At 75.3% G+C, this 12,417-nt stretch carries 9 protein-coding genes; 6 read left to right on the forward strand and 3 right to left on the reverse strand.

The annotated features are described in order from the left end of the window. On the forward strand, positions 1-675 hold a 675-nt coding region (locus tag ADY01_RS24325; protein WP_049577685.1), incomplete at its 5' end, for an endonuclease V. Here the strand turns inward: ADY01_RS24325 and ADY01_RS24330 are convergent. After that, positions 654-1,718, reverse strand: coding sequence for an aminotransferase class V-fold PLP-dependent enzyme (locus ADY01_RS24330; protein WP_049577688.1), 1,065 nt, complete (start codon positions 1,716-1,718; stop codon positions 654-656). The genes ADY01_RS24325 and ADY01_RS24330 overlap by 22 nt on opposite strands. A 265-nt stretch (positions 1,719-1,983) precedes the next feature. On the opposite strand from ADY01_RS24330, the gene ADY01_RS24335 reads away from it, so the two are divergent. The 3 genes from ADY01_RS24335 (at position 1,984) to ADY01_RS24345 (ending at position 6,158) form a co-directional block, all read left to right on the forward strand. Next, on the forward strand, positions 1,984-4,104 hold the full coding sequence (locus tag ADY01_RS24335; protein ID WP_063784334.1) for a bifunctional serine/threonine-protein kinase/ABC transporter substrate-binding protein: 2,121 nt from the start codon (positions 1,984-1,986) through the stop codon (positions 4,102-4,104). A 154-nt stretch (positions 4,105-4,258) separates the two neighbouring features. After that, positions 4,259-5,302, forward strand: a complete 1,044-nt coding sequence (locus tag ADY01_RS24340; RefSeq protein WP_049577695.1) for a DUF1996 domain-containing protein — start codon at positions 4,259-4,261, stop codon at positions 5,300-5,302. 229 nt (positions 5,303-5,531) lie between these two features. Then, positions 5,532-6,158, forward strand: coding sequence for an SMI1/KNR4 family protein (locus ADY01_RS24345; protein WP_159001381.1), 627 nt, complete (start codon positions 5,532-5,534; stop codon positions 6,156-6,158). A 128-nt stretch (positions 6,159-6,286) separates the two neighbouring features. Here ADY01_RS24345 and ADY01_RS24350 read toward each other — a convergent pair whose 3' ends face one another. After that, positions 6,287-8,458 carry a discoidin domain-containing protein gene (locus tag ADY01_RS24350; protein WP_107081811.1) on the reverse strand — a complete coding sequence of 724 codons (2,172 nt, stop codon included), beginning with the start codon at positions 8,456-8,458 and terminating at the stop codon, positions 6,287-6,289. Between the two features lie 208 nt (positions 8,459-8,666). After that, positions 8,667-9,716, reverse strand: a complete 1,050-nt coding sequence (locus ADY01_RS24355) for a LacI family DNA-binding transcriptional regulator (RefSeq protein WP_049577705.1) — start codon at positions 9,714-9,716, stop codon at positions 8,667-8,669. Positions 9,717-9,833: 117 nt separating this feature from the next. On the opposite strand from ADY01_RS24355, the gene ADY01_RS24360 reads away from it, so the two are divergent. Both ADY01_RS24360 and ADY01_RS24365 read left to right on the forward strand, forming a co-directional pair. Then, positions 9,834-11,090, forward strand: a complete 1,257-nt coding sequence (locus ADY01_RS24360; protein ID WP_049577707.1) for an ROK family transcriptional regulator — start codon at positions 9,834-9,836, stop codon at positions 11,088-11,090. Between the two features lie 120 nt (positions 11,091-11,210). Then, a partial coding sequence (locus tag ADY01_RS24365; RefSeq protein ID WP_049577710.1) for a CaiB/BaiF CoA transferase family protein occupies positions 11,211-12,417 on the forward strand: 1,207 nt, incomplete at its 3' end.

The raw sequence follows: 12,417 nt of genomic DNA on the forward strand, positions 1-12,417 counted from the left end.
CTCCCCGCCCACACCACGCCCGCCACCGAGGACGAGGCCGTCGCCGTGCAGCTGCGGCTGCGCGAGCGCACGGTCCTCGACGCCTCGGGGCCCGCGCCCGGCGACCCCGGCACCGTGGTCGGCGTGGACGTGGCCTACGACGACGCCAGGGGCGTGGTCGCGGCCGCCGCCGTGGCCCTCGACGCGGTCACCCTGACCGTGGTCGAGGAGGCCACGGCGGTCGGCCCGGTGGCGTTCCCCTACGTGCCGGGCCTGCTCGCCTTCCGCGAACTCCCGGCCGTCCTCGCCGCCCTCGACCGGCTGAGCGCCGCGCCCGGCCTCGTCGTCTGCGACGGCTACGGCATCGCGCACCCCCGCCGCTTCGGGCTGGCCAGCCACCTCGGCGTGCTCACCGGGCTGCCCGCGTTCGGCGTCGCCAAGAACCCGTTCCTCTTCTCCCACGAGCCGCCGCCGCCCCGACGCGGCGCCCACACCCCGCTGCTCGACGGCGGCGAGGAGGTCGGCCGGGCCCTGGTGACCAGGGACGGCGTCAAGCCGGTCTTCGTCTCGCCCGGACACCGCACCACGCTGGACTCCGCCTGCGCCCACACCCTGCACCTGACCCGCGGCTACCGGCTGCCCGAGACCACCCGCCGCGCCGACCGGCTGTGCCGTCAGGCGCTGCGCGAGGTCTGAAGCACCTCCAGCAGCCGGTCCACGTCGGCCGCGGTGTTGTAGAGGTGGAACGCGGCCCGCAGGTTGTCCCCGCGCGCCGCCACCCGGATGCCCGCCGCGGCCAGCTCCTCCGCGCCCCCGCCGAGCCCCGGCACCCCGACGAGCGGGGACTCCGCCTCCACCGGCTCGAACCCGAGCCCGCGCGCCCCCGCGCGAAACCGCCGCGCCAGCCCCACCCCGTGCGCGCCCAGGGCGTGCGGGCCGAGCTCGGTCAGCAGCGCCAGCGACCGCGCCGCCCCCACATACGGCAGATACGCCGGGCTCTCGTCGAACCGGCGCGCGCTGCGCGCCAGTTCGGCCACCGGGCCGTAGGTGCTGCGCCACGGCTCCTGCCCCGCGACCCAGCCGGCGTGCAGCGGGGTGAGCCCGCCGCCGTCCTCCGGAACGGTGAGGAACGAGGTCCCGCGCGGGCAGAGCAGCCACTTGTACCCGCCGCACACCGTGAAGTCGAAGTCCCCCGCGGACAGCGGCAGCCAGCCCGCCGCCTGCGTGGTGTCCACCAGCGTCCGCGCCCCGTGGCGCCGCGCCGCCTCCGCGATCGCGGGCAGGTCGGCCACCCGCCCGTCGAGCGACTGCACCGCCGAGACCGCCACCAGCGACGTGGACGCGCCCACCGCCTCGGCCAGCTCCGCCAGCTCCACCTCCCGCAGCCGCAGCCCGGGACGCTGCGCGAACGGCGTCACCAGTGAGGCGAACTCATCCCGGGCGTACAGGACTTCGGAGCCGGGAGGGAGCGAGCCCGCGATCACCGCCGTGTGCACCGCCACCGAGGAGCCGACCGCGACCCGCTCGGGCGCCACCCCCACCAGACCCGCGAACGCCGACCGCGCGGAGCGCACCGCCTCGAACCAGCCCGGCGTGTCCATCCGGCCCTCGCCCATCCCCGCCACGGCCTCCCGCAGCGCGGCCACCGTTCTCGCGGGCAGCAGCCCGTGGGCCGCGGTGTCCAGATAGGTCGTCACCGGCGCGAACTCGCCCGGTGCCAGTGCCTGATGTGCGTCCACCAACGACTCCTCGGGTAGCGCGGAGCGCCACTGCTTCGCTACAGTCTGACATCGTGCCGCCGAGTGGGCGGGCGGGTGGGGGACCCGTGGGATCCGCCGACCGCCCCCCGTATTCTCCATGCCGCGGCGCGAGAGCACCCCGCTGAAGCGGACCAGGAGGAACGGTGCGGCACCCCAGGCTTCCGCGTGGCACGTCCCCGTGCGCCGCGCCCGCCTGCCGGAGGGCACGGGAGGCCCCGCGCCCCGGGGCCGGAAGCGGGACGCGGTGAGGGATCTCGAACCGGCCGACCCGCCCCGGGTCGGCGGCTACCGGCTGCTGCGCCGACTGGCCGAAGGACGCACCGGGCGCCTGTACTTCGCCACCTCCGTCGGCGGCACGCCCACCGCCCTCAAGGTGATCGGCCCCGAGCACTCCGGCGACCCCGACTTCCGCGCCCGCTTCGAGCGCGACGTGTCGGCCGCCCGGCACGTGGCCGCCCGCTGGCTCATCACCGTGCACGCCGCCGACACCGCGGGCACCATCAGCTGGGCCGCCTACCCCTACGTCGCCGGCCCCTCGCTGACCGAGACGCTGGCGGCGCACGGCCCGCTGCCCGTGCGCACGGTGCGCGCCCTGGGCGCGCGGCTGGCCGAGGCGCTGCACGCCGTCCACGAGGCGGGGCTCATCCACCGCGACGTCCGCCCGGGACACGTCCACCTGACGCCCGACGGGCCCTGGCTCACCGGCTTCGGCGGCAGCGCCACCCGCGCGGGACCGCCGGGCTTCCTCGCGCCCGAGCACGCCCTCGGCGACGAGCGGCGCACCGGTCCGCCCAGCGACATCTTCTCCCTCGGCTGCCTCCTGGCCTACGCGGCGACGGGGCGCTCCCCGTTCGGCGTGGGCCCCGAGGAGGACCTGCTGCTGCGCGCCCTGCACGAGCCGCCCGACCTGGCGGACGTCCCCCGCAGCCTCCTCGAAGTGGTCCGCGCCTGCCTGGAGCACGACCCGGTGCCGCGGCCGACGGCGGCCGACCTGCGCGCCGAGTTCGCCGTGCCCGAGCCGCCCGGCGCTCCGGACTGGCTGCCGGGGCTGGTCGCGGGCGAGGTCGCCGCGCGGTGCGCCGTGCCGCTGCCGATCCCGGAGCCGGAGGGCCCCGAGCCCGGGGCCGCCGCCCCGCGGGGGAACCCGGAGCCCGCGCCCGCCCGGACCCCGCTCACCAGGAGGGCGCTGCTCTTCGGCGCCACCGCCGCGGTCGGCGCGGTCGGCGGGCTCGGCGCGTGGTGGGCCCTGCGGCCGTCCCCGCCCACCGCCGCCGCCGGGCACGGCAGCCGGTTCACCGTCGCGCTCCAGGCCGACCTCACCGGACCCCACGCCGACCTCGGCCACGGCCAGTTGCGCGGCGTCTCGCTGGCCGTCGCCGAGCTCCAGGAGATGGGCGGCCTGCCCTTCGAGCTGGCGTTCCGCCATGTCAACGACCGCGGCGAACCGGGCCGCGCCGCCGAGGTCGCGAGGGAACTCGCCGCCGACGCCTCGGTGATGGTGGTGATCGGGCCCACCGCGGACGCGGTCGCCCAGGACACCGCCCGGGTCCTCTCGGACGCCGGGGTGCCGCTCCTCGCGCTCTCCGTCGGCAGCTTCGAGGCCAGGGAGGAGTACCAGACGCTGCTCCACGGGCGGCCGAGCACCGGCAGCAGCGGCCTGTCCATCCCGGTCTATGTCACCGAGACCCTGGGCGCCGACCGCGTCGCGCTCGTCGACGACCGCACCGCCGACCTCTACAGCGCCCGCACGACGCGCGCCGTCAGCGGCACCATCGACCGCGAGCGGATCGAGCTGCTGCCCCGGGTGCTGCCCGCCGGGATCCGGGACTTCGCCCCGGTCGCGGCCGAGTTCACCGAGGCAGGCGTCGACGTGGTCGTCTACTGCGGCTTCGCCGACGGCGCGGGGCGCCTCGCGCTCGCGCTCCACCGGGCCGGGTTCACCGGCACCGGGGTGGCCACGCAGGAGGCCATGGGCCCCGCCTTCTTCCGGGAGGCCGGGGAGGCGGCCGACGGCTGGTTCTTCCTGGCCACCTACACCGACCCGGTCGCGGACGAGAGCGCCCAGGGGTTCGCCTCCGTGCACCGCCGGCGGTTCGGCGAGGGCGCCGAGCCGTACGCCGCCGAGAGCTACGACGCGACCCGCATGGTGGTCGAGGCGATGAGCGCGGCCGCCGAGGGCGGCGGCACCCTCAGCCGCGCCCGGGTGCTCCGCCGCCTCCGCGGCGCCAGGTACCGGGGCGTGGCGCGGGAGCTGGCGTTCGACACCGCGGGGGACTACGCGGGCTCGGGCCCGACGGCCTACCTCTACGAGGCCGGCGCGGGGAACGTCCGCTTCCGTGGACCCGCCCCGTCGCCCGGAGGCTGACGACCGGATCCGTTCCGGCGTGTGACGCTTCTTGACGCGCGCTCAGTTGCGGGGCAACACTGCGGCCAGATGGGAGAGCGCTCTCCCGGCTCTTCCGGCTTTCCTGAGGTCCCTCCCGATCTCTTCAACCCCCCACTGCGAGACGGAGATCCGCATGGTACGGAGATCAGCCCTGATGTCGGGCTCGCTCATCACCACGGTGGTGGCGCTGGTGGCGGCCGGCATCACCGCCATGGGCGCCGCCGCCGCGCCGCCCGCCGGCGAGGACGCCGCGCCCGACCCCCATGCCGCGCACCGGGCCGCCATGGCGGCGCCGCCCCCCGGCGAGTGGATCCCGGTGGACGAGCCGGTGGAAGGCATCGAGCCGCAGGAGAACCCGCCGTTCGCCGAGCACCGGGAGTTCCAGGCGAACTGCCGCGTCAGCCACACCGCCCCCGACGACCCGATCGTCTACCCGGGGGCGCCGGGCGCCTCGCACGACCACACCTTCATGGGCAACACCACGACGAACGCGCACTCCGACGGGGAGTCCCTGGACACGGGCGGCACCACCTGCAAGGTGCCCGGCGACCTGACCGCCTACTGGATGCCGACCATGTTCGACGGCGACCGGGAGGTCCGCCCCATCGGCGACCAGGTCATCTACTACAAGTCCGGGATCAGGGACCACACCACGGTGCGCCCCTTCCCGACCGGGCTGCGCTACGTGGTCGGGAGCCCGGTGCAGTCCGAGGCGGAGTTCCTCGACGCCACGGTCCAGGGCTGGGAGTGCGGTGACTCCTACGACAACGGCAACATCCCCGCCCACTGCGCCGCGGGAAGCCAGCTCAACGTCCGCTTCCAGGCGCCGAGTTGCTGGGACGGCCGGCACCTCGACTCGCCCGACCACCAGGCTCACATGTCCTACCCGGTCGTGGAGAACGGCGCGGACGTCTGCCCCGACAGCCACCCGGTGGCCGTTCCGATGATCGAGTTCAAGATGGCCTTCCCCGTGGACGGCGACATGTCCGGGGTCCACCTCGCCAGCGGCGAGGGCTACTCGTTCCACTACGACGTCTTCAACGCCTGGGACGAGCCGACCCTCGCGGCCATGGTGGAGCACTGCATCAACGGCGGTCTCCAGTGCGACGCCCGCGGCTACGACCAGTTCCACCCGGGGGAGGGGGCCGCGCTCAACGAGGACTACGAGCTGCCCTGACCCGGCACACGGCACACGCTCCACCCGCACCACGGCTTCCGCCCCCTGCCACCCGGACGAGTGGCAGGGGGCACGCTGTCTGCGGCGGCGGCCCGTCACGGAACTCCGTGGCTAGTGTGGGGGCATGAGCACCGCGCGGGCATCGGAGCCGGTTTCCCGGTCGTGGGCTCGTATCGAGGCGTGGTTGGCGGCGCACGCCCCGGAAAGCCTTCGCACCCTGCGCCCCCCTGTGGAGCCGGCCGGGATCGCCGAGGCCGAGCGGGCCATGAGCCTCGAATTCCCGGCCGACCTGGTCGAGTTGCTGCGGTGTCACGACGGCGCGGACGAAGGCGCCGTCCGTTCCCCTGACTGTGCCGTCCTCCCTGGTGCGGGTCTGTCGCCCACGCACCGGATCGTCCGGACGTGGCAGCGGATCACGCGTCACGCTCGGGCCACCGGCGTGCCCGGGAAGCGCGATGGTCCCGGGGAGGAGCCGCTGTGGCATCCGTCCTGGATCCCCTGGGCGGGGGTCGCGTACCAGAACGGGGTGATCGACATGCGGCCCGGTCCGAGGTGCGGGCAGGTGGTCCCGGCCTGGGGCTGGAAGAAGGCTGGGGAATGGCCGAGTCTGGCGGCCTACTTCGAGGCGGTCGCCGACGCGCTGTACGCCGGCGGCGACGTCGACGACTACCATCCCTACCTCGCCGGACGACCGTCTCGACTGCTGTGGGTGGTCAACCCCCACCCGTCGGTGGTCGCCGATGCCGGAATGAACCACCGAGGGGGCACGCCGGAGTACACCGAATGGCTGCTCTCCTGGCATCAGCGACGGGATTCCGCCCACCAGCTACGGCCCATACCCACGGGACTTCACTGATCTCTCCGGGCGGGTGTCGTCCGGCGGCGCGCACGCGCACCCCGCCGCCGGGCGGCTGAGCCCCCGGCTCCCGGCCGGGGGCCGGGAGCCGGGGGGAACGGGGTCCCCGGGCCGTTGCGGTCAGGGGTTCACGAGCGGTAGACGCCGAACTCGTAGAGGGAGTACCCCCAGCCGGTGCCCCGCTGGGTGCCGAGCACGCGCACGTACCGTCCTGACCCCTGGACCGCGGCGGTCTCGGCCCCGCCCTGCCCGTCGGTCACCCGGTGGACCGTGGCCCAGTCGGTGCCGTTGTCCGAGACCTGCACCTCGTAGGCGCGGGCGAACGACGTCTCCCACACCAGCTGCACATGGTCGAACGAGGTGACCGAGCCCAGGTCCACCTGGAGCCACTGCGGGTCGCTCCAGTCGCTGGCCCACCGGGTGTCCTGGTTCCCGTCCGTGGCGTGGGAGGGCAGGAACGGCGCGCCGTCGCCCTCGGCCTGGTGCGAGGAGGCGGTGGTGGGGCGGCCCTGGGCCACGTTGGTGCCGTCGACCGGGGGCGGGACCACGCCGATCGAGGTGGTCTCGATGCCGACGTTGCCCTGGCCGTCCCTGGCCAGCAGGTAGACCTTCCAGGGCCCGGGACGCGAGGGCGCGGTCACTTCGAGCGTGCCGTCGCCGTTGCGGGTGAACGTGGCGGGCGTCAGCGCGCCGTTGTCGTCGAGGTACTTGCTGCTGACCATGACCGAGTGCGTCACCGCGTCCCCGTCGGGCTCCGCGATGTCCGCGTCCAGGGTGAACTCCTCGCCCGCGGGGACCGCCGTCCGGTCGCCGCCCACCGTCAAGCCGCTGATCACCGGCGGGGTGTTTGCGGGTGCCTGGCCGCCGAACAGGTCGGCCACCGCGTAGTAGGACAGCCGCCGCTCGCCGCCCGGCAGCAGGTTGAACCAGACGCCGCCGAAGTCCGCCTCCGTGCCGTAGTGGAAGAGGGTGCCGCCCAGCGCGACGCCCTCGTGGCCCATCAGGCAGTCCCACGCCTGGCGGTAGCCGTCGCGCTTCTGGACGTCGGTCGGCTCCAGCGGAACGCCGTTGACGTCGTCCTCCACCTCCCACTCGCCGGCCGGGCCGCCCTCGGTGAGGATGTAGGGCCGGTCGTAGCCGCCCTCGTTCCAGGTCTGCTCGATGTCGCAGACGGCGCCGTAGGAGTTGACCGCGAGCAGGTCGAGGGCGGGGGAGTGCTCCTGGTAGTAGGGCCAGGCGCCGGTCCACGCGTCGGTGGAGGTCACCGGGTGGTCGGGGTCGAGTGCCTTGATCTCCTCGGCGGCGTCGTTGACGAACTGCGCGTACGCGTCGCGCTGGGCCTCCAACTCGGCGCCGGAGTAGCAGTTCTGGAGGCCGAGGAGGGACTCGTTGCCGACGTTCCACATCAGGACGCCGGGGTGGTCGCGGTAGGCGGCGACCCACTCGTTCATCAGGTAGAGCTGGTAGCCCTTGTAGTCGTGGTCGTTGACGTAGTCGACGCAGCCGCCGCTGCCGGGGCCGCCGCCCGGCTGGAGCCAGAAGCCGGCGATGACGCGGACGCCGTTGGCCGCGGCGGCGTCCAGCAGCGGCGCGGTGGTGGCGTCGGTGCCCCAGGTGCGGATGGTGTTGACGCCCATGGAGGCCAGGTCGGGCATGTAGCGGGCGGCGTCCGCCACGGCCGGGCCCCAGGTGAGGCCCTTGACGGTGTAGGGCTCGCCGTCGACCGTCAGCTGCCAGTCGCCCTGGCTTCCCGTCACCTCGACCACGCCGCCCTGGATCGGTCCGGGGTCCGCCGAGCCGTAGACCTCGAACTCCCAGAGCGAGTAGCCGTATCCGGTGCCGCGCTCGGTGCCGAGCAGCCGCACATGGCGGCCGGTGCCGTTCAGGGCCACCTCCTGGACGCCGCCGGTGCCGTTGGTCACCGTGGCGGCCGTGGCCCAGTCCTGCCCGTCGGCGGAGGTCTGGATGGTGAACGCCCGGCCGTAGGCGCCCTCCCAGCGGAGCACGGCCCGGCTGAGCGAGGCGGTGGCGCCCAGGTCGACCTGGAGCCACTGGTCGTCGCCCCACTCGCTGGCCCAGCGGGTGGACCGGTCGCCGTCGAAGGCCGCGGACGCCCCGAACCCGGCGCCCTCCTCGGAGGAGGCCGTCGCCGTCCCGCCCTGGGAGAGGAGGCGCTCCTCCGCGGCGTCGGCCGTGGACGGGTGGGCCAGCGTGAACAGGCCGGCCAGCAGCGCGAGTACCGCCGCGATCAGCAGGGGCGGCCGGGCGCGGCGTGCGCCCGGCACTCGGTCAGGAAGCACAACTTCTCCTCTGCGCGGGGGTGGCGGCCGCCCGCACTCATCCGCGTGCGGGCGGCCTCGAAAGGCGCCGGAAAGCGCCGGAGAGCGTTGGAGAGCGCTCTCCGAGAGCCTGGCGCCGCCCGCGTCGGGTGTCAACGCCTGTGCACACGATCCGGAACGGGCCCGCGCTCGGGAACGGGTGGGGCCGCCGTGCCCGGGGCGGGCCGGTTCACGCCGACTGACGCACCACCAGCGTCGGGTCGAAGATCACCGAGGTGGGGCGGAGCCCGGGATCGGCGATCCGCTCCAGCAGCAGCCGCGTCATCTCGCCCGCCATCGCCTCGACCGGCTGGCGCACCGTGGTCAGCGACGGGCGGCAGGAGACGGCCGCGCTGCTGTCGTCGAAGCCGACCACGGCGACGTCCTCGGGCACCCGCCGCCCGTGCGCGTGCAGGCAGTGCAGCGCGCCCGCGGCCATCAGGTCGTTGGCCACGAACACGCCGTCGAGTCCCGGCGCCTGGGCCAGCAGCCGGGCCATGGCGCGTTCGCCGCTCTCCTGGGTGAAGTTCCCCTCGGCGGTGGGCACATAGGGGTGGCCGTGCCGGGCCATGGCGTCGCGGAAGCCGGTCAGGCGGTCCTGCCCGGCCAGCACGTCCAGCGGGCCGGTGACCGTCGCGACCTGCTGGCAGCCGCGGGCGACGAGGTGGTCGGCGGCGAGCCGGGCGCCGTCCTGGTGGGCGAGGTCCACATAGCTGACCGGCATCGGGCTCGGCGGCCTGGCGAACAGCACGGTGGGCACCCCGGCGTCCGCCAGTTGCCGCGGCAGCGGGTCGGCGGCGTGGGTGGAGGCGAGCACGGCGCCGTCCGCGCGGCCCTGGGTGAGGTAGGCCGTGACCTCCTTCCTCGCCTCGGCCGAGTCGGCGAGCATGAGGACCGGGTGCATGCCGCGCGGGCGCAGGAAGCCCACCACCCCGCCGGCGACCCGGCCGAAGAACGGGTCGGCCAGCACGCCGCCGCCCTCGCCGCCCGCTTCGTGATCCTCGTCGCCGGCGCCCGAGACCACCAGGGCCACCGAGTCCGCCCGCCGGGTCACCAGGGAGCGGGCGGCGCGGTTCGGCACGTAGCCGGTGGCGGCGATGGCCCGGCGCACCGCGTCCTGGATGTCAGGGTCCACGTTCCTGATGCCGTTGATCACGCGAGAGACAGTGGCCCGGGAGACTCCCGCCTCCCGGGCCACGTCTTCCAGCGTGGGCGAGCTCCTGACCGCCTTGTCGCTCATGGTCGCCTTTATAACACAGCGATAGAGCGCTCTCCCGGTACAGTTCGGGCGACGGGCGGCAGGCGGAGGAAGACCCTCCGCCCCCCGGTCACGGGTAGGTTGCCCGTCGGAGGGAAGATGGCTGAGACGAAACGGCAGACCGTGCGCGACCTGCGGCGCGCCAACCGAGCCGCGCTGCTGCGGCATCTGTACTTCCACGGGCCGCTCAGCCGTCACGAGCTCGGCCAGGCGACGGGGTTGAGCTCGGGCACGGTCAGCAACGTGACGGCCGGGCTGCTGGCCGACGGGCTGCTGCGCGAGGCCGGTTCCGTCGACTCGGACGGCGGGCGCCCGCGCACGCTGCTGCGCGTGGTCCCCGACTGCGGGCTGCTCATCGGGATCGACGTGGGGGAGACCCGGGTGCGGGTCGAGCTGTTCGACATCACACTCGCCGAACTGGCGCGCGCCGACTACCCGTTGACCGACCAGGGGCACGATGTCGGTTCCGTCGTCCGGCACATCGCGGCGGGGGTCGCGGCCGTGCTCGCCGCCGCGGCGGCCGGGCCCGAGCCGCTGCTCGGCGTCGGCGTCGGGGTGCCGGGCATCGTCGAGTCGGGCGTCCCCGGGGCCGGGGGCGCGGTGGTCCACGGGCAGACCGTCGGCTGGGACGCGGTGCCGCTGGAGGCGCTGCTGCGCGCGGCCGTCGAACTGCCCCCGCGCGTCCCCTTCTTCGTGAGCAACGGCGCGCGGACCTTCGGGCAGGCCGAGATGTGGTTCGGCGCGGGCCGGGGGGCCAGGGACGCGGTCATAGCGCTCATCGGCTCGGGCGTCGGCGCCTGCATCGTCACCGGCGGCGAGCCCTACGGCGGCGCCGACAGCGCGGCGGGGGAGTGGGGCCACACCACGCTGCGGGTCGGGGGCCGCCGCTGCCGTTGCGGGGCGCTGGGGTGTCTTGAGGCGTATGTGGGCGCGAACGCGCTGCTCGAACGCTGGGTGGAGGCGGGCGGCGCCGCGGGCGCCGGAGGGCAGGGCCAGGAGGCGGCGCTGGCCGCGCTGCTGGCGGCGGCCGAGGCCGACCAGCCGCGCGAGGTGCGGCTCCTGGAGGAGACGGCCGAGTATCTGGGCGCCGGAATCGCCGATCTGGTCAACCTGTTCAACCCCGAGCGCATCGTGCTCGGCGGCTGGGCCGGGCTGTTGCTCGGCCCTCATCTGCTGCCCGCGGTGCGGCGGGCGGCCGGGGCCTACGCCCTGCGGCACCCCGCGGCGCGGGCCAGCATCGAGCTGGGCCGCCTCGGTACGGACGCGGTCACCGTCGGCGCCGCGACGCTGCCGCTGGCCGACTTCCTGGCCCGCGGGGGCCGTCCGGACGCGGAGATCCTGGCCCGCGGGAGCTGACCCCGGGAGCGGCGCACTTGTCAAAAGTAGAACGCGTTCTTATTCTCGCCCGTGTCGGCACCGTCCTGGCACGCGAGGCCGGGACGGCGGCGGCCGACGCTCACACGGCTGGGGGCCCGGATGACAGCAGGGACGGATCGGCGCGAGGGACCGCTCAGCGGTACCCGGGTCGTTGAGCTGGCGGGTCTGGGGCCCGCCCCGTTCGCCGCGATGCTGCTGGGCGACCTCGGCGCCGACGTGGTCCGCGTGGACCGGCCGGGCGGCCAGGAGGTGGGCCCCGACCCGGCGGCCGACCTCACCAACAGGAACAAGCGCGCCCTGAGCCTGGACCTCAAGTCCCCCGCGGGCGTGGGCCGGTTACTCGACCTGGCCGCCCGCGCCGACGTGCTGGTCGAGGGCTACCGCCTCGGCGTGGCCGAGCGGCTCGGCGTCGGCCCCGGCCCCTGCCACGCCCGCAACCCCCGCCTCGTCTACGGGCGGATGACCGGCTGGGGCCAGGACGGGCCGCTGTCCGCCACCGCGGGGCACGACATCGGCTACCTCGCCCGCACCGGCGCGCTCGGCATGACGGGCCCGGCCGAGGGGCCGCCCGTGGCCCCGGCGAACCTGCTCGGCGACTACGCGGGCGGCTCGCTCTACCTCGTCGTCGGGGTCCTCGCCGCCCTCCACCACGCCCGCGCCACCGGCGAGGGACAGGTCGTGGACGCGGCGATCGTGGACGGCGTGGCCCACCTGAGCACCTTCGTGCAGGCCCTGCTCGCCGCCGGCATGTGGGAGGACCGCCGCGCGGCCAACCTGCTGGACGGCGGTCGCCCCTACTACGGCACCTACGCCACCTCCGACGGCGGCCACATGGCGGTGGGACCCCTGGAGCGGCGGTTCTACGCGGAGTTCGTCCGGCTGCTCGGCATCGAGGACGCGAAGGAGGCGGCGGAACGCGACGACCCGGCCGGGTGGCCCGCACTGCGGGCCCTGATCGCCGCCCGCTTCGCCACCCGCACCCGCGCCGAGTGGTCCGAGGTGTTCGCCGGCTCGGACGCGTGCGTGGAGCCGGTGCTCTCGCTGCGCGAGGCGCACCGCGACCCCCATCTGCGGGAGCGCGGCACCTTCACCGAGTACCTGGGCACCGTGCAGCCCGCCCCCGCGCCCCGCTTCTCCCGCACGCCGGCCTCGCTGCGCCGCGGCCCCGCGGTGGCGGGCGCCGACACCGCCGGGATCGCCCGCGACTGGGACCTCCCCGGCCTCACCGCCGCCACCACCACCGCACCCGCGCACGACCCGGCGCCCGCCACCGCGGGGCCGCGGCGCAGCGAGGCCGGCGTGCGGG

This window comes from Streptomyces sp. SBT349 (genome assembly GCF_001083795.1).
Taxonomy (GTDB): domain Bacteria; phylum Actinomycetota; class Actinomycetes; order Streptomycetales; family Streptomycetaceae; genus Streptomyces.